Raw genomic sequence first — 24687 nt, 5'->3', positions numbered from 1 at the left:
GTCGCGACGCTACGAACAGCTTAGCTCCCGTGATCATGTCGACCGAACGCCCCCTTGTGGACCGGCATGGCCGCGCGATTCGCTATCTGCGCGTCTCGGTCACCGATCGGTGCGACCTGCGCTGCCGCTATTGCATGGCGGAGGAAATGCGCTTCCTGCCGCGCAGCGCAATCCTGACGCTCGATGAAATCGCACTGATCGCCGAGCGCTTCGTCGCGCGCGGCGTGACCAAGATCCGGCTGACCGGGGGCGAGCCGCTGGTGCGGCGCGATGCGCTCGACCTGGTGCGGCGACTGGGCCGCAGCGTCGGCGCCGGACTCGACGAGCTGACGCTGACCACCAATGGCACGCAGCTGGCGGCGCATGCCACGACGCTGGCCGCAGCCGGGGTGCGGCGGATCAATGTCAGCCTCGACAGCCGCGACCCGGAACGGTTTCGCCACATCACCCGGCGCGGCGATGTCGCGCAGGTGCTGGATGGGATCGTCGCGGCGCGCGCGGCCGGGCTGGCGGTGAAAATCAACATGGTGGCGCTGAAGGGTCTGAACGACGCGGAGATCCCCGCGATGCTCGACTGGACCAGCGCGCAGGGCATGGACCTGACGCTGATCGAGACGATGCCGCTGGGGCGGATCGACGAGGATCGCGCGGATCGCTTCGTCCCGCTGACCCAGGTGTTCGACACGCTGGCGGCGCGGTTCTCGCTGGTCCGCGACGCGCATGACAGCGGCGGCCCGGCGCGCTACTGGCGGGTCGGCGGGACCGGTGCGCGGCTGGGCCTGATTTCCCCGCTCACGGGCAATTTCTGCGACAGCTGCAACCGTGTGCGGCTGACCACGGAGGGCAAGCTGTTCACCTGTCTGGGGCATGACGACCAGGTCGATCTGAAGGCCGCGATCCGCACCGGCGGGCTGGCCGCGGTCGATGCGGCGATCGATGCGGCAATCGCGAGCAAGCCGGCGCGGCACGATTTCGACGTGACGCCGGGCGCTGCCCCGGCGGTCGCGCGGCACATGAGCGTGACCGGCGGATGAGCGACGTGCGCCGCGCGCTTGCCGCCTCCCCCACCACCCCGGCCGAGACCGCTGCGGCGGAACTGCTGGCCGATGGCGACTGGGTGCCGGTCGAGCAGGCCGACATGGTCGTCGCGCTGGGCGGCGATGGCTTCATGCTGCAAACGCTGCATGCGATGCTGGAGCGGCGGCGGATCGTGCCGGTGTTCGGCATGAACCTTGGCACCGTCGGCTTTCTGATGAACGACTGGCGGCCCGAGGGGCTGGAGGAGCGGCTGGTCCGCGCGCGACCGTTCAAGGTCAGCCCGCTGGTGATGACCGCAACCACGGTCGACGGCGAACGCCATTTGCTGCCCGCGATCAACGAGGTGTCGCTGCTGCGCGAGACGCGCCAGACCGCCAAGCTGGAGGTGCGGGTCAACGACCGCGTGGTGCTGCCCGAACTGGTGTGCGACGGCATCCTGGTCGCAACGCCGGCGGGATCGACCGCCTATAATCTCTCGGCGCATGGACCGATCCTGCCATTGGGCTCGCGCCTGCTGGCGCTGACCCCGATCAGCCCGTTCCGGCCGCGCCGCTGGCGTGGGGCGATCCTGCCCGAACGGACGCGCATTTCGATCCGCGTGCTCGACCCCGGCAAGCGCCCGGTGAGCGCGGTGGCAGACCAGCGCGAGGTGCGCGATGTGGCGCAGGTCGACATTGCGATCGACCGCAATCGCGACCTGACGTTGCTGTTCGACCCCGAACATGCGCTGGATGACCGGATCACGATGGAGCAGTTCATCGCGTGATTCGGCGATCCTCCCCCGCCAGGGGGAGGTGGCGCCGAAGGCGACGGAAGGGGAGGACGGCTGTGTCCTCTCAGTTCGAGCGCGCCCCATTCCTCCCCCTCCGTCACGCTATGCGTGCCACCTCCCCCTGGCGGGGGAGGATTGTTGTTAAAATTCCCCCTTTCCCCGCTTGCAATGCGCGAAACCCCTTCGTATAGGCGCGCCCTCGCTGGTGTTCCCTGATAGCTCAGCGGTAGAGCTCTCGACTGTTAATCGAGCGGCCGTAGGTTCGAATCCTACTCAGGGAGCCAGCGAGTTTTTCTCCTGACATAGACACCGACCGCGCCGCGCAGCCCTTGCGCCGCGCCGAAATCTGTCGTTTCGTTCAGCCTAGGGACATTTGGTCCATGGTTTTCGTTGTCGTCACAGTGTCGGCACGATTCGCCGCAGAACGAACCACTTAGGAGGAAGATAATGTCCAGCAGACATGCGCGTCGCGGATCGCGGATCGCGGCAGTCGCCCTGGCGCTGGCGAGTGCCAGCGTGCTTGCGTCCTGCGCGACGCCCACCCCCTATCAGCCGGCGACGGGCAGCGGATCCTATCGCACCGGCTATTGGGACGAGCAGATCGAAACCGATCGCTTTCGCGTCACCTTTGCCGGCAACAGCATGACCTCGCGCGAAACGGTCGAGCGCTATCTCCTCTATCGCGCGGCCCAGCTGACCGTGGAGCGCGGCGGCGACCATTTCGTGCTGTCCGACCGCGATACCGAAAAGAAGTCGCGCACCTATGCCACGCCGAGCCCGTTCAGCGGCGGTGTGTGGGGCGGCTGGGGCCCGACCTGGCGCTATTACGGCCCGCGCTGGGGCTGGCGCAGCTGGAGTCCGTGGGGCGGCGATCCGTTCTGGGACCGCGACGTCGATATCCGCACGGTCGAACGCTATGAAGCCACCGCCGAGATCGTGATCGGCAAGGGACCCAAGCCGGACAATGTCCGCGCATTCAATGCGCGCGAAGTGCTGCAGAATCTCGGCACGTCGATCGCTCCGCCGCGCCCGCGGTGATCCTTGCGCTCCTGCGCAGGCAGGAGCCCAGGGTCGCTGGGCGCATCGCGTGAAACTCTGGGCTCCTGCTTTCGCAGGAGCACGGGAATTAGAAAGGGCCGCCCGAACGTCTCGGGCGGCCCTTTTCGATTGGTTCGGGAAGAGTCTGTGAGGCGCGCAGACGCGCGCCCCTCCCCAGCCCCCTCCCGTTCCGGGAGGGGTGATTCAGGTCACACTGCCGCGCCGTGGCAATGCTTGTACTTGCGGCCCGACCCGCACGGGCACGGCGAATTGCGGTTCACCCGACCTTCCCACGATGCCGGATCGTCCCCCAGCGCTTCGCCGGTCGGGCGCGGGATCTGCATCGCCGGCAGCTCGTTCGAGATCAGGCCGGCGCTGCCCGCATCCCAGTCGGCGCTGTTGTCGAGCCCGGTCAGCGGGTCGATATGCGTGGTCAGGAAATCGGGCAGTTCGGGCAGTTCCGGGGGCGCCTGGAACTGGAACTCGGCCCAGGCGAGCGTGCGCGTCACATCCTCGCGGATCGCGGTCAGCATGCGTTCGAACATCGCGAACGCTTCCTGCTTATATTCGTTGATCGGCGTCTTTTGCGCATAGGCGCGCAGGTGCACGACCTGACGCAGCGCATCGAGCATCGCGAGATGCTCCTTCCAGTGATGATCCAGATTCTGCAGCAGGATCGACTTTTCGATCGAGGTCCAGGTTTCGGGATCGAGCTGATCCGACTTGGCGGTGACACGCGCGCTGGCAAGGTCGAGCAGGCGGTTCTGGATATCCTCGGGCTCGATGCCGTCCTGCTCGGCGATCCACGCCTCGACCGGTGCCTCGACGCCCAGCATCTCCTGCGCCCGGGTCTTCAGCCCCTCCAGATCCCATTGCTCGGGATAGGTTTCGGGCGGGCAGGTGCTGGCGACCAGATCGTTGACCGTCTCTGCGCGCATGTCCTCGACCACGTCGCCGACGGTGTCGGCGTCCATGATGTCCGACCGCTGTTCGTAGATCACCTTGCGCTGATCGTTCATCACGTCGTCATATTCGACGACCTGCTTGCGGATGTCGTAGTTGCGCGCCTCGACCTTTTTCTGGGCGGTCTCGATCGCCTTGGTCAGCCAGCGGCTGCCGATCGCCTCGCCATCGGCGATGTTGTTGCGCATCATCTTCGCGAACAGCGTGTCCGGGCCGAAGATGCGCAGCAGATCGTCGTCGAGGCTGAGATAGAAGCGCGACAGGCCGGGGTCGCCCTGACGGCCCGAACGGCCGCGCAGCTGGTTGTCGATGCGGCGGCTTTCATGGCGTTCGGTGCCGAGCACGAACAGGCCGCCGGCTTCGAGCACCTTCTGCTTCTCGGCGGCGATCTCGGCCTTGATCTGGGCGATCGCGGCATCGCGCTCCGGCCCCTCGGGCATGTCGCCCAGTTCGGCCTCGACCCGGAATTCAAGGTTGCCGCCGAGCTGGATGTCGGTACCGCGGCCCGCCATGTTGGTGGCGATCGTCACCGCGCCGAGCCGACCGGCCTGCGCGACGATATGCGCCTCCTGCTCGTGGAAGCGCGCGTTGAGGACCGAATGGTCGACGCCTTCCTTGGTCAGATATTCGCTGAGCAGTTCGGACTTTTCGATCGACACCGTGCCGACCAGCACCGGCTGGCCCTTGACCGCATGTTCGCGGATGGTGCGGGCGATGGCGATGAACTTGTCCTGCATCGTCTTGTAGAACTCATCGTCCTGATCGATGCGCTTGACCGGAATGTTGGTCGGGATGCTGACCACATTCATCTTGTAGATGTCGAAGAATTCCGGCGCCTCGGTCGCGGCGGTGCCGGTCATGCCCGCAAGCTTGGGGTACATGCGGAAATAATTCTGGAAGGTGATGCTGGCGAGCGTCTGGTTCTCGGGCTCGATCTTGACGCCTTCCTTGGCCTCGACCGCCTGGTGCAGGCCGTCCGACCAGCGGCGGCCGTCCATCATGCGACCGGTGAACTCATCGATGATGACGACCTTGCCGTCCTTCACGATGTAATCGATGTCGCGCTTGTACATCGTGTTCGCGCGCAGCGCCTGGTTCAGGTGGTGCACCACCTGGGTATTTTCGAAGTCATAGAGGTTGCTGCCCTTGAGCAGCCCGGCGCCTTCGAGCAGCCGCTCGGCGGTTTCGATCCCCTCTTCGGTCAGGACGACGCTCTTCTGCTTCTCGTCCTTTTCATACAGATCGGGCACGAGCTGCTTCACGATCGCGTCGACGCCGATATAGAGCTCGCTCTTGTCGTCGGTCGGGCCGGAGATGATCAGCGGGGTGCGCGCCTCGTCGATCAGCACCGAGTCGACCTCGTCGACGATCGCCATGGCGAACGGGCGCTGGACCATCGATGCGCGGTCATATTTCATGTTGTCGCGCAGATAGTCGAAGCCGAATTCATTGTTGGTGCCGTAGGTGATGTCGGCGGCATAGGCGTCGCGCCGCTGATGATCGGCGAGGTTGGGCACGATCACGCCGACAGTGAGGCCGAGGAAGCGGTAGATCTGGCCCATCCATTCGGAGTCGCGCCGCGCCAGATAGTCGTTGACGGTGATGACATGGACGCCCTTGCCCGGCAGCGCGTTCAAATAGGTCGCGAGCGTCGCCACCAGCGTCTTGCCCTCACCGGTGCGCATTTCGGCGATCTCGCCACGGTGCAGCACGATGCCGCCGACCATCTGCACGTCGAAATGGCGCATGCCGAGCACGCGGCGCGAGGCTTCGCGCACGGTGGCAAAGGCTTCGGGCAGGATCGCGTCGAGCTTTTCGCCATTGGCGAGCCGTTCGCGGAACTTGACCGTCTGGGCGGCGAGCTCGTCGTCCGACAGCGCCTGCAGCGCGGGTTCGAACCCGGCGATCTTGGCGAGAATGGGGTTGAGCGAGCGAACATACCGGTCGTTGGACGAACCGAACAGGGATTTGGCGAGACCGCGGAACATGATGGTTTCCAGTCGTATGAAAGTGCGGGGTGCGCGCCCGCATCGCGAGCGCCAACGAAGCGAAGACGAAATGGATGCCGGCCGCACGCGCAGTGCGCAGCGGGCGGCGGCGCGCGGCTATTCGAGCCGGCGTTCGCTGGTCAGGCGGGCAGCGGTGCCAGCCGGAGCGGGATGGCGCGCATAGGTGGCCGCAACGGGCACCGTGCGGGTGGCAAGGGGGCGGTGCGCGACGCGCGCCGCGACATGCGCCGCGGCTTCGACTGCGGTTTCGGCGGTGCGCGAAATGGCGGTATCGCTCGACTGCTGGAACCCGCGCAGCTCGCGGTCACCGGCGATGACGCCGGTCAGGCTCGCGAGGAGCGCAGAAAGGAACAGCAGCAATTGCACGCGCAAACCCGTTAGACGGCCCCTTGTTGCCCGTCGCTGAACGACGGACCGAAAGGACATAGGGGTTGGGGTGAACGACTCCAACCCCAAAAGTGGCGCGCGATCAATCCTGCAGCATCCAGCGGAAGCGCAGCGTCTTGCGGCTCTCCACCGCCCGGCCCGCCGCGTCGCGCGCAGGCGTGTAGCGCGCGCGGCGCTCGACCAGATCGCAGGTTGCCGCGTCGAGCACGTCCGAGCGCGACGAGGTCGTCACGGTGCATTGCGTGGCGCGGCCCCAGACATCGACCGTGAACGCGACGCCGACCGAACCCTCGACATTGTCCCGACGCGCGCTGCGCGGATAGTCGTCGGGGGTGATCCAGGCCGCCGGGCTCTCCACGCTTCGCGCCGGCGTGTTGGCGAGGCGCGGATCGGGCGGCGGTGGCTGCAGCTCCGCCTGGACGAGCATGACCACCGCCCAGATCGCGACGATCGCCGCCAGCGCACCGATCAGTGTCAACAGCCGCGCGAGATCGTTGCCGGGACGCACCGGCGCGCCCGGGCCACGGTCGCGCAGCCGTTCGTCAAGCCGCATCGGCATTCCCGCGCCGGCGCACCACTTCGCAGCCCACGCGGGCGTCCGGATAGACGTCGAGCTTCATCGAACGCACGCGGACTTCGGCGACGCGCGGGTCCGCCGACAGCGCCAGCGCGGCGACGGCGTCGCACAGCGTTTCCTGCAACTCGATATGGCCCGCCGCCGCCAGCGCATGGATGCCGGTACGCAGATAATCGTAATCCACCACCGCATCGATCCGGTCGTCGGGCGCGGCAGGATAGACGCAGCGCATCGCGACATTGAGTTCGACGCGCTGGGGCGCCGCGCGCTCATGGTCGTGGATGCCAAGGCCAATCGCGACCACCAGCCCGTCGAGATGGATGGTATATTCAGCCATGCGGGCGCTCCTTGCCGGTGAACATCACGTCGCTGTCGCGCTTCACGAGGCGCTGTCCGCAATCGACGAAGATGTTCTGGCCGGTGATGCTGCGAGTGGTGAGCAGATAAGCGACGGTCGCGGCGAGTTCGCCCAAGTCGACCGGGCGTTCGAGCAGGTTGGCCGAGGCGACGCTGGCGAATTCCTCCGGCGTCTGGTCGAGGCTCGGCAGCGTCAGCCCCGGCGAGACGGCGTTGACGCGGATGCGCGGGGCGAGCTGCATCGCGAGCAGCGTCGTCGCCTCGGCCAGCGCCGCCTTGCTCAGCGTGTAGGTCAGGAAATCGGGGTTGGGGTTGGCGAGCTTCTGGTCGAGCAGGTTGACGATTGCCCCCTCCCCCAGCCCGACCTGCGCCGACAGCGCCGATGCGAGCAGCAGCGGCGCGCCGAGATTGACATGCATGTGCCGGTCGAGCCCGGCATAATCGGCGAGCGGGAGCGCATCCCAGGCAAAGCGCGAGGCATTGTTGACCAGCCCTTCGACCGGGCCGCCCAGCGCGGCGGCCGCGGCGGCGATCAGCCCGCGCGTCCCGGCCGCGTCGCCAAGGTCAGCGGTGACCAGCGCCACCCCGAGCTCGGCGCGCAGCGCGGCCGCTTCGTCATGCGAGTCATGATGGTGGACCGCGACCTGATGCCCCTGCGCAACCAGGTGCCGGACGATCGTCGCGCCGATGCGGCGCGCGCCGCCGGTGACAAGAACCCGCATCGGATCAATAGCCCATCAGCGCGAGCACTTCCTTGCGGCTGCGCTCGTCTTCGCGGAACGTCCCCATCATCCGGCTGGTCACCATGCCGACGCCGGGGGTGCGCACCCCGCGCGCGGTCATGCAGGCATGGCTCGCCTCGATCACCACCGCGACGCCGCGCGGCTTGAGATGCTCCCAGATACAGTCGGCGACCTGCGCGGTCAGCCGTTCCTGCACCTGCAGACGGCGGGCAAAACCGTGCAGCACGCGGGCGAGCTTGGAGATGCCGACGACATGGTCCTGCGGCAGATAGGCGATCGATGCCTTGCCGATGATCGGCGCCATGTGATGTTCGCAATGCGACTGGAACGGAATGTCCTTGAGCAGGACGATCTCGTCATAGCCGCCGACTTCCTCGAACACCCGGCTGAGGTGATGCGCGGGATCCTCGCCATAGCCCTGGCAATATTCCTTCCACGCGCGCGCGACGCGCTGCGGCGTGTCGATCAGCCCTTCGCGACTCGGGTCTTCCCCGGCCCAGCGCAGCACGGTGCGGATCGCGTCGGCAACATCATCGGGCACCGGAAGCTTGGCCGGCGCGGCGACAAGGTCGCCATCGTGCACTTCGTCATGATCATGGCAGCTCATCCGGCCCCGTCCCCCAAAACTTCCCGTTACGCTACGGCACGCGGACATGGCCGTGTTGCCCAGCGGCCACAGATGGTATCGGAACGGGAAATAGCAAGCATTTCCGCGGGATTGATGGCGCGATTTGACGTTGACGTAAGGATTCCGGCAACGTTAGCTTATCGGCAACCACAACAAGAATGCCGGTTCCGGCGGCGGCAGCCCCGGCACCCCAGAGAGGAGAGACCCATGCGAACGCTCCAGCTATTTTCCGCATCCGCGCTTGCGCTGATCGCCGCCACCCCCGCGATGGCGCAGGACGCCCCTGCCCCCGCCGCGCAGGACGATGCCGGATATGAGTCCGCGAACGAGGTCGTGATCACCGCGACCCGCCGCAACGAGACCGTGCAGGACGTGCCGATCGCGGTCACCGCCGTTCCCGCAACGCTGCTGGAAAATGCCGGCATCGAGGATATTCGCGGGCTCGAACAGCTCGCGCCGTCGCTGCAGAGCTCGACCGGCCAGTCGTCGGCGACCGGCACCACCCTCTATATCCGCGGCATCACGACCGCGGGCGACAACCCCGGTTTCGAACCGGCGGTCGGCGTGTTCATCGACGGCGTGTTCCGCGCGCGTGCCGGTGTCGCGGTGTCCGACCTGCCCCAGCTGGAGCGCGTGGAAATCCTGCGCGGCCCGCAGGGCACGCTGTTCGGGCGCAACACCTCGGCCGGTGCGCTGTCGATCTTCACGGCGCAGCCGGCGTTCGACCTGGGCGGCTATGTCGAGGGCAGCTACGGCAACTACAACGCGTTCGAGCTGAAGGGCGCGGTCACCGGCCCGGTGACCGAAGAGATCGCGCTGCGCTTCGACGGCGGCTATCGCAAGCGCGACGGCTATATCGAGGACGTCAACAGCGACCGCATGCTCAACAATGTCGATCGCTGGTACGCCCGCGGTCAGGCGCTGTACGACACCTCGGCCTTCTCGCTGCGCCTGATCGCCGATTATTACGAGACCGATGAGCAGTGCTGCGGCGCGGTGAGCGCGGTGCGCGGCTCGCTCGGCCCGCTGATCGACGGCATTGCCGGCGCGCAGGGCCTGGACGGCCTCTACACCGGCGATCCGTCGGAGCGCCGCATGGCGGTGTCGCCCAACCGCGACTTTTCCGAGCGCGTCCGCGACTGGGGCGTTTCGGCCGAAGCCAATTTCGAACTGGGCGAGATCAAGCTGACCTCGATCACCGCTTATCGCAACTGGCGCGCGCTGCGGAACCAGGACATCGATTTCTCGGGCATCGACCGCGCCTATCGTGAGGGCTATCGCAACCGCCTGAGCGACTTCACCCAGGAAATCCGGTTCCAGGGATCGGCGTTCGGCGGCGCGCTCGACTGGCTGGTCGGCGGCTTCTACCTCAACGAAACCAACGAGCTGCGCGACACGGTCCGCATCGGCACCGACGCGAACCGCTATGTCGACTCGATCTTCAACGCGCTGGCCGGCCCGTCCTTTGGCGGTTCGGTGCAATTCTATGGCTCGCTCGGCCCCAGCGTCCCGACGCCGGGCGCGGTGTTCCTGAACCCGGCAGTGCCGAACGCGCTGCCCGCGCTGCAGGCGGTCTATGGCGCGCAGCTGGCGCCGCTGGTCGGCTGCTTCCGCGCGCAGGCCGGCACCGCTCCGTCCAGCCTGTGCGTCATCCCCGGCTTCCCGTCGGCACCGGTTCCGGGCCTTGCCGCGCTCGCGGCCAGCCCGCTTCCCGGCGGCGCATCGGGCCAGGGTAACAATGACGACAATTTCCGCGTCAAGACCAATGCCTTCGCGCTGTTCACGCACAACCTGATCAACCTCAGCGACAAGCTGACGCTGACCCTGGGTGCGCGCTGGAACTATGAGAAGAAGGACCTGTCGGCGACGATCAACAGCAACACCGGCAGCTGCACCTTCTTCAACCAGGTGCGCACCGGCAACCCGGCTGCGGTCGCCTATGCCAATGTGCTGCGCCAGGTCGGCCTGTTCAACAACCTGTTCCTGCTGAGCTGCAACCCGGCGGTGAACAGCGAGTTCAACGGCAGCTACACCCACGATCAGGACGAGAGCAAGATCACCGGTACCGCCAAGCTGGCGTACAAGATCACGCCCGACGTGCTGCTCTATGGCGGCTATGACCGGGGCTACAAGTCCGGCGGCTACAACATGGACCAGGCGACGTTCGACAGCGTCCTGCTGGGCGGCAACGGCGCGCAGGGCAGCGACCTGGCGTTCGGGTCGGAGTCGGTCGACGCATTCGAAATCGGCCTGAAGACCCAGTGGGGCCGCGCCTTCACCTTCAACATCGCCGGCTTCTACCAGAAGTTCAGCAACCTGCAGTCGCTGGTGTTCAGCGGTACCAACTTCGTCGTGCAGAATGTCGACAGCACGACCAGCAAGGGCGTGGAAGTCGAGTCGATCATCCAGCCGGTGCGCGATTTCACCGTCCGCCTGGGCTATAGCTACATCGACGCGCAATATGATGCCGACAACAACTTCGTCGGCACCCCGCTGCAGGGTCAGGAAGGCCGTCAGGTCAGCAACCAGCCCAAGCACACCGTCACGATGGCGACGACCTGGACGCCGAGCATCACGTCGAACATCCGCGGCCTGGTCCATGTCGACATGCGCTACAACAGCGAAGTCAACATCCCGTCGAACAACCCGAACCCGGTCACCGGCCGGACGGTGCTGTACAATCCGGGCTATCCGCTGATTTCGGCGCGTCTGGGCGTGCAGACCGAGGACAGCAAGAAGAGCCTCGAATTCTTCGTCGAGAACCTGACCAACCAATATTACCACGTCACCGGCTTTGCGGTGCCCGAGCAGAACGGCAACTTCGCCGCCTATCCGGGTCTGCCGCGCTTCTATGGCGTGCGGGCAAAGATCGGTTTCTGATCCGGCCCGACGGCGGGGTCGCAACGGCCCCGACCGGCAACGGGAGGGCGCGTCCGGGACACCGGCGCGCCCTTCTGCGTTTCCGAGCAGGGCGAACGGGGCGTGACCAGGAAAGGAACCGGCATGGCCAAGACACTGCACAAGGGCGATCGCGTACGCTGGAACGCGCCCGGTGGGACCGCCAAAGGCGAAGTTCTCCACAAACAAACGTCAGATACGACCATCAAGGGTCATCAAATACGTGCATCGCGCGAAGAACCGCAGTACATCGTGCGCAGCGACAACGGTGGCAAGGCATCGCACAAGCCGTCGGCGCTGACCAAGATTTGAACCGGCATCGGGTTGCCGGTTCGCAAAGGAGAAGAAAGAATGGCGGAAAAGAAGGCATCCGGCGGGGCCCGTGGCGGCATCGCGAAGCCCGTCACCCCCTCCCCCGAGCTCGCCGCCGTCGTCGGTGCCGGCCCGCTGCCGCGCAGCGAGATCGTCAGCAAGATGTGGGAGCACATCAAGGCGAACAACCTCCAGAATCCCGCCAACAAGCGCGAGATCCTGGCGGACGACAAGCTGAAGCCGATCTTTGGCGGCGACAAGGCGACGATGTTCGAGCTGAACAAGCACATCGCCAAGCACGTCAAGTAAGTTACCTTCCGGAGCGATCCGGACGGACAGCGAGAGCCTCCGGAACCTCTGGTTTCGGAGGCTTTTTCTAGCCATGATGCCCGGTCAGGGCAGTCGCTGAAGGGGGCGGCGATGGACGGACGGACAGGTCGATTGCTGGAACGCCTGCCGCTGGCGCAGGGGCGACCATTGCTGGGCTGCAGCCTGGCAGTCGTGTTGTCGGCCATCGCGCTCGGTGTGCGCTGGCTGCTGGCCGATGCGTTCCCGCCGGGTTTTCCCTTCCTCACCTTTTTCCCCGCTGTCGTGCTGTCCGGCTTCCTGTTCGGGCGCGGCCCCGGGATCCTGTCGGCAGTGATTTGCGGGCTGCTGTCCTGGTATCTGTTCATCCCCCCGTTCGGCAGCTTCGCGCTGACCGGAGGCGCTGGCATCGCGCTCGGCTTCTATGTCGGGGTGGTCGCGGTCGACCTGCTCCTGATCGACTGGATGCAGCGCGGCACTGCGCAGCTGCGGCGCGAGCGCGAGCGCAGCGAGACGCTGGCCGAGCGCAGCCGGCTGCTGTTCGACGAACTGCAGCACCGCGTATCGAACAATCTGCAGATGATCGGCGCGGTCCTGTCGCTGCAGCAACGCAGCGTCGAGGACCCCGCCGCGCGCCAGGCGCTCAGCGAAGCGGCGACCAAGCTGCAGACGATCGGCCGGATCCAGCGCCAGCTCTATGACCCGAGCGGCGCGTTTCAGACGCTCGACCGCATGCTGCCCGAACTGGTCGGCGACCTTGTCGCCGCATCGGGCAAGCCGGGTGTGGTCGCCACGGTTACGGTCGACAACACGATCAAGCTCCCCGCCGACACGATCATGCCGATCGCGCTGGTGGTTGCCGAGACGATCGCCAACGCGGTCGAACATGGCTTTGCCGGACGCGACGGCGGGCGGATCACGGTGCAGCTGGAAACGGTGGCGGCGGACGGCGTGCTCACCATCGCCGACGATGGCGCGGGGCCGCCCGATGGCTTTGCCGTCGCCCAGGCATCGAGCCTTGGCCTGCGCATCGCGCGCACACTGGCCGACCAGATGCGGGGCAAGTTCACGCTGGAGCGGCAGGACGGCGGCGGCGCGTGCGCCACGCTGCGCTTCCCCCTCCCCGCACAATGACGGCCATTGCCGGGCTGTGGCATTTCGACGGGCGTCCCGATGCGCGGGACGATCTTGAGCGGATGCTCAAGTCCCAGGCGCTCTATGGCCCGCACCATAGCGCCGGGTGGAGCGAAGAGTCGATCGCGCTTGGCCGCCGCCTGTTCCGCATCCTGCCGGAGGACGCGCAGGATCGCGGACCGGTAGTCGGCGCCAGCGGACAGATATTGGTCGGCGATGTCCGTCTGGACAATCGCGACGAACTGCTGCGCGCGCTGGACATCGCGCAGCCAGGTCGCGCCTTGTACGATGCCGCCATCCTGCTTGCCGCCATCGAGCGCTGGGACGACGCGGCGCTCGATCGCCTTCAGGGAGACTTCGCCTTCGCGGCGTGGGACCCGCGCCGCCGCCGGCTGTTGCTGGCGCGCGATTTCCTGGGCCAGCGTCCGCTGCATTACCATTGCGGGGAGCGTTTCTTTGCGTTCGCGTCGATGCCGAAGGGGCTGCACGCCCTTCCCGATGTGCCCTATGGCGCGGATGCTTCGCGCGCTGCCGAGTTCCTGACCCTCATCCCCGAAACCGGGTCGCGCAGCTTCTTTGCCGGCATCGCGTGCGTCCCGGCCGGCCATGTTGCGGTGGTGACCGACCGCGGCGTGGCGGTGCGCCGCTGGTGGGAACCGGCGCGGCACACGCTCTCGCTCGGCAGCGATGCAGACTATGAGGAAGGCCTGCGCCACCATCTGGACGAAGCGGTTCGCGTGCGGCTGCGCGGTGCGGAAGGCCGGGTCGGCGCGCATCTCAGCGCAGGGTTCGACAGCGCGGCGGTGGCGGCGACCGCCGCGCGGCTGATGGCGCCGCAGGGCGGGCAGGTCGCGGCATTCACCGCAGTGCCACGCCCGGGATATGACGGCCCGGTCCCGCGCAATCGGATCGGCGATGAAGGCCCGCTGGCCGCCGCCACTGCCGCGATGCACCCCAATATCGAGCATGTGCGTATCTGCAGCTCCGGGCGCTCGCCCATCGGCACGCTCGACCGCGACTTCTACCTGTTCGAACGCCCGCTGCTCAATCTCAACAACATGACCTGGATCCATGCGATCAACGACACGGCGCGCGAACGCGGCCTGTCGGTCATGCTGCACGGCCAGCTGGGCAATATGAGCATCAGCTATGCCGGCAGCGAGTTGCTGGTCGAACTGATGCTGGCAGGGCGCTGGCTGCGCCTGCTCGGCAGCGCGCGCGATCTGTTGCGCACCCGCGTCATGCGCCCGACGGGCATCGCCGCGGCACTGATCGGGCCGTTCGTGCCGCCGGGCCTATGGCGCTGGGCGATGCGCAGCTTTGGCAAGAGCGGCCGCGACGTCCGCCACTACACCGCGATTGGCGGCGCAACGCTGGACGCGCTCGACCTGCCCGCGCGGGCGCGGGAGCGCGGTCTGGACCTGTCCTACCGCCCGTGGCGCAATGGGTTCGACCTGCGGCTATGGGTGCTGCGCCGCATGGATTCGGGCAATTACAACAAGGGGATTCTCGGCGGCTGGGGCATCGATCAGCGCGATCCGACCGCCGACCGGCGGCTGATCGAATATTGCCTGTCACTGCCCACCGAACAGTTTCTGCTGCGTGGCATGCCGCGCAGCCTGGTGCGCCGGGCGCTGGCCGACCGGCTTCCGCCGCACGTGCTGAACGAGCGGCGCAAGGGGCTGCAGGCGATCGACTGGCACGAGAATCTCACCGCCGCGCGGGCCGAGGTGGCAGCGGAGATCGAACGGCTTGCGACATGCCGCGAAGCTGCCGAGACGCTCGATGTCGAGCGGATGCGCGCGCTGGTGCGCGACTGGCCGAGCGGCGGCTGGCACACCGATGCGGTCAGTCAGGCCTATCGGCTGGCGCTGTTGCGCGGCGTGTCGGCGGGACATTTTCTGCGCCGCACCGCCGGCGGCAACCAGTGACACGCAGCGGGCGGGGCGTGAACCGATCGCCGCGCGCATCCGCACCTTGCCCGCGTCCGCCGGAGCGGGTACGGCTCGGAACCAACATGTCGGACTGCGAGGGATATGATGGTCGAACAGGTCAAGCCGGAAGCACAACGCCCCGCCCAGTCACGCCGGACCTGGCAGCGTCCCCGCGTGAAGACGACCAAGGCGCGCGATACCGCCGCCTTTTCGGCCTTCACTGAAGATGGCGGCTTGCAGGTTTCCTGACGCGACGGCTGATCGTTCGGGGCCGATCCTGCCGCGTGCTGCCCTGATCCGCGGCGATCGGCTCCGGTGATGCGGTCCGATGCGCCGCGCCCGCAGAACGTCACGGAATGAGAAGGGCGCATGGTGCTCGGTCCCGATAGCTGCATCGCGCGAAATGGCGACATCCTGCATTCCGCGATCGGCGATGAAACCGTGATGATGAGCGTGGCCGCCGGGGAGTTTTACGACCTCGACCCGGTGGCGGGGCGGATCTGGCAATTGCTCGAAGTTCCGGGCACCGTGGCGCAGTTGCGCGATCGTCTGTGCGCCGAGTTCGAGGTCGATCCCGCCACGTGCGAGGCCGACGTGCTGCTGTTTCTTGGCGAACTCCAGGCGCTGGACCTGGTCCGCGTGGTCGCGTCGTAGCTGACGCCGGTGAACACCCAGCTCGCTGCACTGCTTGAAAAAAGTGGTGGTGCCCCTGGCCGGACTCGAACCAGCATGCCTTGCGGCGGTCGATTTTGAGTCGACTGCGTCTACCATTTCGCCACAGGGGCAGCGAGCGCGCTGGCTAGACGATGGGTGGCGCGGCCGCAAGCACTTAAGCGCGGCGGTTTGACAGCCCGGCGCCCCCCGCCTATATCGCCCCCCTGCCCCGGACGGTCGGGACATGGTGCGCCGTCGCGCAGCGCACCGGACGAATGGACCGCACCGGGATCATAGACGCTTGAGAGGCTGAGTTTTTCCCGCTCGTTGACGGAGGGAGGCGCTCGGCCCTTTTGGCGTCTGCATGCGTGCCTGCCCCGGCGGATACCGGGCCGAAATTCAGGCTGAGAAGGCGAATACAGCACATGGCAACCAAAGCGATCGAAAGCGGCACCGCAAAGCGCCGCATCCGCAAGGTGTTCGGCGACATCCACGAAGTGGTGCAGATGCCGAACCTGATCGAGGTTCAGCGCGAATCCTACGAACAGTTTCTGCGGAGCGATCCGTCGATCGGCTATGTTTCGGGCCTGGAAAAGACGCTGCGCAGCGTGTTCCCGATCCGCGACTTTGCCGGCACCGCCGAACTCGACTTCGTCACCTACGAGCTCGAAGCGCCCAAGTTCGACGTCGAGGAATGCCGCCAGCGCGGCATCACCTATGCCGCCCCGATGCGCGTCACGCTGCGCCTGATCGTGTTCGAGGTCGATCCCGATACCGAAGCGCGGTCGGTGCTCGATATCAAGGAGCAGGACGTGTACATGGGCGACATGCCGCTCATGACCGAGAACGGCACCTTCTTCATCAACGGCACCGAGCGCGTGATCGTGTCGCAGATGCACCGGTCGCCGGGCGTGCTGTTCGACCATGACCGCGGCAAGACCCATGCCAGCGGCAAGTATCTCTTTGCCGCGCGCGTGATCCCGTATCGCGGCTCGTGGCTGGACTTCGAGTTCGACGCCAAGGACATCGTCAACGTCCGCATCGACCGCAAGCGCAAGCTGCCGGTCACGACCCTGCTCTATGCGCTGGGTCTGAACAGCGAGGATATCCTCAACCACTTCTACAACACCGTCACCTATGTGCGCGGTCCGAATGGCTGGCAGATCCCGTTCGCGCCCGAGAACTGGCGCGGCGTCAAGCCGATGTTCGACATCGTCGACGCCAAGACCGGCGAAGTCGTGTTCCCCGCGGGCCAGAAGATCAGCCCGCGCGCCGCGAACAAGGCGGGCAAGGACGGGCTCGAAACTCTGCTGATCCCGACCGAGGAAATCTTCGGCCGTTACAGCGCGTTCGACCTGATCAACGAGTCGACCGGCGAAATCTATATCGAGGCCGGTGACGAGGTTTCGGCCGAGAATCTCGAGAAGCTGGACAAGGCCGGCATCGACCGGATCGAGCTGCTCGACATCGACCATGTCTCGACCGGTCCGTGGATCCGCAACACGCTCAAGGCCGACAAGGCCGAAGAGCGCGAGCAGGCGCTGTCCGACATCTATCGCGTGATGCGCCCCGGCGAACCGCCGACGCTTGAAACCGCGGAGTCGCTGTTCGGCGGCCTGTTCTTCGATCCCGAGCGTTACGACCTGTCGGCCGTCGGCCGCGTGAAGCTCAACATGCGCCTCGACCTCGATGCCGAGGACACGGTGACGACGCTGCGCTCCGAGGACATCCTCGCGGTGATCAAGACGCTGGTCGGCCTGAAGGACGGCAAGGGCGAGATCGACGACATCGACAATCTCGGCAACCGCCGCGTGCGTTCGGTGGGCGAGCTGCTGGAAAACCAGTATCGCGTCGGGCTGCTGCGCATGGAGCGCGCGGTCAAGGAGCGCATGTCGAGCGTCGACGTGTCGACGGTCATGCCGAACGACCTGATCAACGCCAAGCCGGCGGTCGCCGCAGTCCGCGAATTCTTCGGCAGCTCGCAGCTGTCGCAGTTCATGGACCAGACCAACCCGCTGTCGGAAGTCACCCACAAGCGCCGCGTGTCGGCGCTTGGGCCGGGCGGTCTGACGCGTGAGCGCGCCGGTTTCGAAGTCCGCGACGTTCACCCGACGCATTATGGCCGTATCTGCCCGATCGAAACGCCGGAAGGCCCGAACATCGGTCTGATCAACAGCCTCGCGACGTTCAGCCGCGTCAACAAGTACGGCTTCATCGAAACGCCGTACCGCAAGGTCGTCGACGGCAAGGTGACCAAGGACGTCGTCTATCTGTCGGCGATGGAAGAGGCCAAGCACACCATCGCCCAGGCTTCGGCCGAGGTCGATGGCGATGGCCGCTTTACCGAAGAGCTGATCTCCGCGCGCCAGGCCGGCGAATTCCTGATGGCGCTGCCGGAAACGGTGACGCTGATGGACGTCAGCCCCAAGCAGCTGGTGTCGGTCGCCGCCTCGCTCATTCCGTTCCTGGAAAATGACGACGCCAACCGCGCGCTCATGGGATCGAACATGCAGCGCCAGGCGGTGCCGCTGGTGAAGGCCGAAGCGCCGTTCGTCGGCACCGGCATGGAAGAGACCGTCGCACGCGATTCGGGTGCGGCGATCGCGGCCAAGCGCGCCGGCATCGTCGACCAGGTCGACGCCTCGCGCATCGTCATCCGCGCCACCGGCGAAGTGTCGGCGGAGGAAAGCGGCGTCGACATCTACACGCTGATGAAGTTCGAGCGTTCGAACCAGTCGACCTGCATCAACCAGCGTCCGCTGGTGAAGGTGGGCGACATGGTGCAGGCCGGCGACATCATCGCCGACGGCCCGTCGACCGAGTTCGGCGAGCTGGCGCTGGGCCGCAACGTCCTCGTCGCGTTCATGCCGTGGAACGGCTACAACTACGAGGACTCGATCCTGATCAGCGAGCGGATCGTGAAGGACGACGTGTTCACGTCGATCCATATCGACGAGTTCGAAGTGATGGCCCGCGACACCAAGCTCGGGCCGGAGGACATCACCCGCGACATCCCGAACGTCGGTGAGGAAGCGCTGCGCAACCTCGACGAGGCGGGCATCGTGTACATCGGCGCCGAGGTCGAGCCGGGCGACATCCTGGTCGGCAAGATCACGCCGAAGGGCGAAAGCCCGATGACGCCGGAAGAAAAGCTGCTCCGCGCGATCTTCGGCGAAAAGGCCAGCGACGTGCGCGACACCTCGCTCCGCCTGCCGCCGGGCGTTGCCGGTACGGTGGTCGACGTTCGCGTCTTCAACCGCCACGGCATCGACAAGGACGAGCGCGCGATGGCGATCGAGCGCGAGGAGATCGAGCGCCTGAAGAAGGACAGCGACGACGAGCGCAACATCCTCAACCGCGCGACCTGGTCGCGTCTGCGCGAGATGCTGATCGGTCAGGTCGCCACTGCAGTGCCGAAGGGCCTGAAGAAGGGCGCGGTGATCGATCAGGACCTGCTCGACAGCGTCGACCGGCACGAATGGTGGCGGTTCGCGGTTCAGGACGACAAGGTCCAGGGCGATCTGGAAGCGGTGAAGGGCCAGTATGACGAGGCCGTGAAGCGCATCAAGGACAAGTTCGAGGACCGCCGCGAGAAGCTGGAGCGCGGCGACGAGCTGCCGCCGGGCGTGCTGAAGATGGTCAAGGTGTTCGTCGCGGTGAAGCGCAAGCTGCAGCCGGGCGACAAGATGGCCGGCCGTCACGGCAACAAGGGCATCATCAGCCGCATCCTGCCGCAGGAAGACATGCCGTTCCTCGAGGACGGCACCCCGGTCGACTTCGTGCTCAACCCGCTGGGCGTGCCGTCGCGCATGAACGTGGGGCAGATCTTCGAAACCCATCTGGGCTGGGCCGCACGCGGCCTGGGCAAGAAGATCGGCGAGGCGCTCGACGCATGGCGTGAGGCCAATCCGAACCCGCAGGCGGGCGAAGCCCCCGAAGCGGTCAAGGAGCTGCTGCTCGAAATCTACGGCGACAATTATGCCGAGCAGATCAAGAGCCGCGACGCCACGTCGCTGGTCGAACTGGCGCAGAATGTCCGCGCCGGCGTTCCGATGGGCACCCCGGTGTTCGACGGCGCGGTCGAGGCGGACGTGTCGGCGATGCTCAAGCTGGCCGGGCTCGACGAGAGCGGTCAGGTGACGCTGTATGACGGCCGCACCGGCGACGCGTTCGACCGCAAGGTGACCGTCGGCTACAAATATGTGCTCAAGCTGCACCACCTGGTCGACGACAAGATCCACGCGCGTTCGATCGGCCCGTACAGCCTGGTCACCCAGCAGCCACTGGGCGGCAAGGCGCAGTTCGGCGGCCAGCGCTTCGGTGAGATGGAGGTCTGGGCACTGCAGGCATATGGCGCTGCCTACACCCTGCAGGAAATGCTGACGGTGAAGTCCGACGACGTGGTCGGCCGCACCAAGGTCTATGAGGCGATCGTCAAGGGTGACGACACGTTCGAGGCCGGCATCCCCGAGAGCTTCAACGTGCTCGTCAAGGAAATGCGCTCGCTGGGCCTCAACGTCGAACTCAAGTCGATGGACGAGGGCGACGAGATGGCCGAGGCGGCGGAGTAACCGGATCGGGCGCCGTGCCATGCGCGGCGCCCCTCCCCGCTCCCGCCCCGACGAATTTGACCCTCTAGAGGGACTGAAAAATGAACGAACTGACCAACTTCGCGAACCCGGTGGCCAAGCCGGAAACCTTCGACCAGATCCAGATCGGCATTGCGTCGCCTGACCGCATCCGTTCCTGGTCGTTCGGCGAGATCAAGAAGCCCGAAACGATCAACTATCGCACGTTCAAGCCCGAGCGTGACGGCCTGTTCTGCGCGCGCATCTTCGGTCCGATCAAGGATTACGAGTGCCTGTGCGGCAAGTACAAGCGCATGAAGTACAAGGGCATTGTCTGCGAAAAGTGCGGCGTCGAGGTTACCGTCTCGAAGGTCCGCCGTGAGCGCATGGGCCATATCGAGCTGGCCGCGCCGGTCGCGCATATCTGGTTCCTCAAGTCGCTGCCCTCGCGCATCGGCCTGCTGCTCGACATGCAGCTCAAGCAGCTTGAGCGCGTGCTGTACTTCGAGTCCTACATCGTCACCGAGCCGGGCCTGACGCCGCTGGAGAAGTTCCAGCTGCTGACCGAGGACGAGCTGCTCGACGCGCAGGACGAATATGGCGAAGACGCCTTCTCCGCCGGCATCGGCGCGGAAGCGGTCAAGATCATGCTCATGGACCTCGACCTCGAGGGCGAGAAGCGCGCACTGCTCGAAGAGCTGGCGACGACCAAGTCGGAGCTTAAGCCCAAGAAGATCATCAAGCGCCTCAAGGTCGTCGAGAGCTTCCTGGATTCGGGCAACCGTCCGGAGTGGATGATCCTCGACGTCGTTCCGGTCATTCCGCCCGAACTGCGCCCGCTGGTCCCGCTGGACGGTGGCCGCTTCGCGACGTCGGACCTCAACGACCTGTATCGCCGCGTCATCAACCGCAACAACCGCCTCAAGCGCCTGATGGAGCTGCGCGCGCCGGACATCATCGTCCGCAACGAAAAGCGCATGCTGCAGGAAGCGGTCGACGCGCTGTTCGATAACGGCCGCCGCGGCCGCACGATCACGGGTGCCAACAAGCGTCCGCTGAAGTCGCTGTCCGACATGCTCAAGGGCAAGCAGGGCCGCTTCCGTCAGAACCTGCTCGGCAAGCGCGTCGACTATTCGGGCCGTTCGGTCATCGTGACCGGTCCGGAGCTCAAGCTGCACCAGTGCGGCCTGCCCAAGAAGATGGCGCTCGAGCTGTTCAAGCCGTTCATCTACGCGCGCCTCGACGCCAAGGGTCTGTCGATGACCCTGAAGCAGGCGAAGAAGTGGGTCGAGAAGGAGCGCAAGGAAGTCTGGGACATCCTGGACGAGGTGATCCGCGAGCACCCGGTGCTGCTGAACCGCGCGCCGACGCTCCACCGCCTCGGCATCCAGGCGTTCGAACCGGTGCTGATCGAGGGCAAGGCGATCCAGCTTCACCCGCTGGTCTGCTCGGCGTTCAACGCCGACTTCGACGGCGACCAGATGGCCGTGCACGTCCCGCTGTCGCTTGAAGCGCAGCTGGAAGCGCGCGTCCTGATGATGTCGACCAACAACATCCTGTCGCCCGCCAACGGCAAGCCGATCATCGTGCCGTCGCAGGACATGGTGCTGGGCCTCTACTATCTGTCGATGGAGAAGGAAGGCGAGCCGGGCGAAGGCATGGTGCTGGGCGACATGGCCGAAGTGCACCAGGCGCTGTTCAACGGCGCAGTCACGCTGCACAGCAAGATCACCAGCCGCGTCCCGCAGACGGACGAGGACGGCAAGACGTACATGAAGCGCTTCCAGACCACGCCGGGCCGCATGCTGCTCGGCGAGTGCCTGCCGAAGTCGCACAAGGTGCCGTTCGACGTCGTCAACCGCCTGCTGACCAAGAAGGACGTGGGCGACGTGATCGACGAGGTCTATCGCCACACCGGCCAGAAGGAGACCGTCCTGTTCGCCGACGCGATCATGGCGCTCGGCTTCCGCCACGCGTTCAAGGCCGGCATTTCGTTCGGCAAGGACGACATGATCATCCCGGCAAGCAAGGAAGCAACGGTCGACGAGACCCGCGCGCTCGTGAAGGACTTCGAGCAGCAGTATCAGGACGGCCTGATCACGCAGCAGGAGAAGTACAACAAGGTGATCGACGCCTGGAGCCGGTGCGGTGACCAGGTGGCGGCCGCGATGATGGACGAGATCAAGTCGGTCAAGAAGGGCGAGGACGGCCGCGAGCTGCCCGCCAACGCGATCTACATGATGGCGCATTCCGGTGCGCGTGGTTCGGCGGCGCAGATCAAGCAGCTGGCCGGCATGCGCGGCCTGATGGCCAAGCCGTCGGGCGAGATCATCGAAACGCCGATCATCTCGAACTTCAAGGAAGGCCTGACCGTCCTTGAGTATTTCAACTCGACCCACGGCGCCCGCAAGGGCCTGGCCGACACCGCGCTCAAGACGGCGAACTCGGGTTACCTGACCCGCCGTCTGGTCGACGTGTCGCAGGACTGCGTCGTCATGGAGCAGGATTGCGGCACTGCGCGCGCGCTGGAGATGAAGGCGATCGTGCAGGGCGGCAGCGTGATCGCGTCGCTGGGTGAGCGTATTCTGGGTCGCACGACCGCAGAAGACGTGGTCGATCCCAAGACCGGCGCGGTGGCGATCCCCACGGGCACGCTGCTCGACGAGCCGATGATCGCGCAGATCGAGGCGCTGGGCGTCCAGGGCATGAAGATCCGTTCGCCGCTGGTGTGCGAAGCCAAGATCGGCGTCTGCGCCAAATGCTATGGCCGTGACCTTGCCCGCGGTACGCCGGTGAACATCGGCGAAGCGGTCGGCGTCATCGCGGCGCAGTCGATCGGTGAGCCGGGCACGCAGCTGACCATGCGTACCTTCCACATCGGCGGCGCGGCTCAGCTCAACGAGCAGTCGAACCTCGAAGCGCCGGTGGACGGCAAGGTCGAGTTCCGCGACCTGCGCCTGATCACCGACCAGCGCGGTCGTCGCGTGGTGCTGGCCCGTTCGGGCGAGATCGCGATCCTCGACACCGATGGTCGCGAGCTGGCGGTCCACCGCATCCCGTACGGTGCGTATGTCATGTTCGACGATGGCCATATCGTCAGCAAGGGCGACCGCATGGCGGAATGGGATCCGTTCACCATGCCGGTGATCACGGAAACCGGCGGCGTCGTGAAGTATCAGGACCTGATCGACGGCAAGACGCTGACCGAACAGGTCGACGAAGCGACCGGCATCGCACAGCGCGTGGTGATCGAAAACCGCGGCGCCGCGGCGAAGAAGGAAGACCTGCGTCCGCGCCTGACCCTCACCGGCGACGGTGCGGCAGAGGCGGCCCGCTACATGCTGGCACCGGGCGCGGTGCTGAGCGTCGAGGATGGTGCGACGGTTCAGGGCGGTGACGTTCTGGCCCGTGTCAGCCGCGAGTCGGCCAAGACCCGCGACATCACCGGCGGTCTGCCGCGCGTCGCCGAGCTGTTCGAAGCGCGCAAGCCCAAGGAAAATGCGATCATCGCCAAGGTCTCGGGCCGCGTGGTGTTCGGCAAGGACTATAAGGCGAAGCGCAAGATCGGCATCCAGCCCGAGGATGGTGGCGAGATCGTCGAATATCTCGTCCCCAAGTCGAAGGTGATCGACGTTCAGGAAGGCGACTATGTCAAGCGTGGCGACAACCTGATCGGCGGCTCGCCCGATCCGCACGACATTCTCGAAGTGCTCGGCATCGAGCCGCTGGCAGAATATCTCGTCGCGGAAATCCAGGAAGTCTATCGACTCCAGGGCGTGAAGATCAACGACAAGCACATCGAGGTGATCGTTCGCCAGATGCTGCAGAAGGTCGAGATCACCGACGCGGGCGACACCACCCTGCTCCCCGGCGAGCAGGTGGATCGCGACGAGATGGACGAGACCAACGCGAAGCTCGAGCCCGGCCAGGCCCCCGCACAGGGCAAGCCGATCCTGCTCGGCATCACCAAGGCGTCGCTGCAGACCCGCAGCTTCATCTCGGCGGCGTCGTTCCAGGAGACCACCCGCGTCCTCACCGAGGCGGCGGTCCAGGGCAAGCAGGACACGCTGATCGGCCTGAAGGAAAACGTGATCGTCGGCCGTCTCATCCCCGCCGGTACCGGCGCGGGCATGAACCGCATGCGCATCGCGGCCACCAGCCGCGACGCCGCGCTCCGCGCCCAGCAGCGCAAGCTGCAGGAAGCGCTGATCGCGCCGAACTCGGCCGCTGAAGAGCGGGCCGCCGAGCTGGCGCAGGACCCGGTGGACGCGATGGTCACCAGCGATGCGCTGGAGAAGGTCGAAGTGTCGGGCGATGGCAGCGACGAAGCGGCGGGCGATTACCTGAACAAGGAGTAATAGCCGTGCCC

General features: G+C 66.1%; 18 protein-coding genes and 2 tRNA genes. 13 read left to right on the top strand and 7 right to left on the bottom strand.

The window, feature by feature from the left end; all coding sequences use genetic code 11:
- Window positions 1–35: 35 nt before the first annotated feature.
- From moaA to J2Y54_RS14485, 4 genes are all read left to right on the top strand, one after another.
- Window positions 36–1034 (top strand): GTP 3',8-cyclase MoaA, encoded by a 999-nt coding sequence (gene moaA, locus J2Y54_RS14500; RefSeq protein ID WP_310040745.1) that lies wholly within the window; start codon window positions 36–38, stop codon window positions 1032–1034.
- The gene (locus J2Y54_RS14495) at window positions 1031–1804 is read left to right on the top strand and encodes an NAD kinase (RefSeq protein ID WP_310040744.1); all 774 of its coding nucleotides are present in this window, start codon (window positions 1031–1033) and stop codon (window positions 1802–1804) included. The genes moaA and J2Y54_RS14495 overlap by 4 nt, the downstream gene beginning before the upstream one ends.
- A gap of 215 nt (window positions 1805–2019) precedes the next feature.
- Window positions 2020–2094 (top strand) — tRNA-Asn (locus J2Y54_RS14490).
- A 163-nt stretch (window positions 2095–2257) separates the two neighbouring features.
- Entirely contained in the window at window positions 2258–2848 is a 591-nt protein-coding gene (locus J2Y54_RS14485) for a CC0125/CC1285 family lipoprotein (RefSeq protein WP_310040743.1), read from the top strand.
- A gap of 209 nt (window positions 2849–3057) precedes the next feature.
- On the opposite strand, the gene secA is transcribed toward J2Y54_RS14485, so the two are convergent.
- The 6 genes from secA to folE all read right to left on the bottom strand — a co-directional run bounded on the left by secA (window position 3058) and on the right by folE (window position 8491).
- Window positions 3058–5799, bottom strand: a complete 2742-nt coding sequence (secA, locus tag J2Y54_RS14480) for a preprotein translocase subunit SecA (RefSeq protein WP_310040742.1) — start codon at window positions 5797–5799, stop codon at window positions 3058–3060.
- 117 nt (window positions 5800–5916) lie between these two features.
- A complete protein-coding gene (locus J2Y54_RS14475; protein WP_310040741.1) occupies window positions 5917–6180 on the bottom strand; it encodes a hypothetical protein in 264 nt (87 codons plus the stop codon).
- 109 nt (window positions 6181–6289) lie between these two features.
- Window positions 6290–6760, bottom strand: coding sequence for an energy transducer TonB (locus J2Y54_RS14470; protein WP_310040740.1), 471 nt, complete (start codon window positions 6758–6760; stop codon window positions 6290–6292).
- Window positions 6750–7121: a dihydroneopterin aldolase gene (locus tag J2Y54_RS14465; protein ID WP_310040739.1), complete on the bottom strand. Its 372-nt coding sequence runs from the start codon at window positions 7119–7121 to the stop codon at window positions 6750–6752. The genes J2Y54_RS14470 and J2Y54_RS14465 overlap by 11 nt, the downstream gene beginning before the upstream one ends.
- Entirely contained in the window at window positions 7114–7863 is a 750-nt protein-coding gene (locus tag J2Y54_RS14460; protein ID WP_310040737.1) for an SDR family oxidoreductase, read from the bottom strand. The genes J2Y54_RS14465 and J2Y54_RS14460 overlap by 8 nt, the downstream gene beginning before the upstream one ends.
- Before the next feature lie 4 nt (window positions 7864–7867).
- Window positions 7868–8491, bottom strand: a complete 624-nt coding sequence (folE, locus tag J2Y54_RS14455; RefSeq protein WP_310040734.1) for a GTP cyclohydrolase I FolE — start codon at window positions 8489–8491, stop codon at window positions 7868–7870.
- Between the two features lie 228 nt (window positions 8492–8719).
- Between folE and J2Y54_RS14450 the strand changes: the two genes are divergently transcribed.
- The 7 genes from J2Y54_RS14450 to J2Y54_RS14420 all read left to right on the top strand — a co-directional run bounded on the left by J2Y54_RS14450 (window position 8720) and on the right by J2Y54_RS14420 (window position 15750).
- Window positions 8720–11392: a TonB-dependent receptor gene (locus tag J2Y54_RS14450; RefSeq protein WP_310040732.1), complete on the top strand. Its 2673-nt coding sequence runs from the start codon at window positions 8720–8722 to the stop codon at window positions 11390–11392.
- A 123-nt stretch (window positions 11393–11515) separates the two neighbouring features.
- On the top strand, window positions 11516–11722 hold the full coding sequence (locus J2Y54_RS14445) for a DUF2945 domain-containing protein (protein WP_310040731.1): 207 nt from the start codon (window positions 11516–11518) through the stop codon (window positions 11720–11722).
- Between the two features lie 39 nt (window positions 11723–11761).
- Window positions 11762–12031, top strand: a complete 270-nt coding sequence (locus J2Y54_RS14440) for an SWIB/MDM2 domain-containing protein (protein WP_310040730.1) — start codon at window positions 11762–11764, stop codon at window positions 12029–12031.
- A gap of 111 nt (window positions 12032–12142) precedes the next feature.
- Window positions 12143–13162 carry a DUF4118 domain-containing protein gene (locus tag J2Y54_RS14435; protein ID WP_310040729.1) on the top strand — a complete coding sequence of 340 codons (1020 nt, stop codon included), beginning with the start codon at window positions 12143–12145 and terminating at the stop codon, window positions 13160–13162.
- Entirely contained in the window at window positions 13159–15093 is a 1935-nt protein-coding gene (locus J2Y54_RS14430; protein WP_310040728.1) for an asparagine synthase-related protein, read from the top strand. Before J2Y54_RS14435 ends, J2Y54_RS14430 begins: the two co-directional genes overlap by 4 nt.
- 108 nt (window positions 15094–15201) lie before the next feature.
- Entirely contained in the window at window positions 15202–15345 is a 144-nt protein-coding gene (locus tag J2Y54_RS14425) for a hypothetical protein (RefSeq protein WP_310040726.1), read from the top strand.
- Between the two features lie 120 nt (window positions 15346–15465).
- Window positions 15466–15750, top strand: a complete 285-nt coding sequence (locus tag J2Y54_RS14420; RefSeq protein ID WP_310040723.1) for a PqqD family peptide modification chaperone — start codon at window positions 15466–15468, stop codon at window positions 15748–15750.
- Between the two features lie 47 nt (window positions 15751–15797).
- Here the strand turns inward: J2Y54_RS14420 and J2Y54_RS14415 are convergent.
- Window positions 15798–15881, bottom strand: a tRNA-Leu gene (locus J2Y54_RS14415).
- Between the two features lie 294 nt (window positions 15882–16175).
- On the opposite strand from J2Y54_RS14415, the gene rpoB reads away from it, so the two are divergent.
- The gene (gene rpoB, locus J2Y54_RS14410) at window positions 16176–20321 is read left to right on the top strand and encodes a DNA-directed RNA polymerase subunit beta (RefSeq protein ID WP_310040721.1); all 4146 of its coding nucleotides are present in this window, start codon (window positions 16176–16178) and stop codon (window positions 20319–20321) included.
- An 80-nt stretch (window positions 20322–20401) separates the two neighbouring features.
- Window positions 20402–24676, top strand: coding sequence for a DNA-directed RNA polymerase subunit beta' (gene rpoC / locus J2Y54_RS14405; RefSeq protein ID WP_310040719.1), 4275 nt, complete (start codon window positions 20402–20404; stop codon window positions 24674–24676).
- Window positions 24677–24687 lie beyond the last annotated feature (11 nt).

Origin of the sequence: Sphingomonas sp. BE123 (assembly GCF_031456015.1) — a bacterium.
Lineage (GTDB): Bacteria > Pseudomonadota > Alphaproteobacteria > Sphingomonadales > Sphingomonadaceae > Sphingomonas.
Note: the sequence above shows the minus strand (reverse complement) of the source record. Positions and strands in the feature narration are given on the sequence as shown.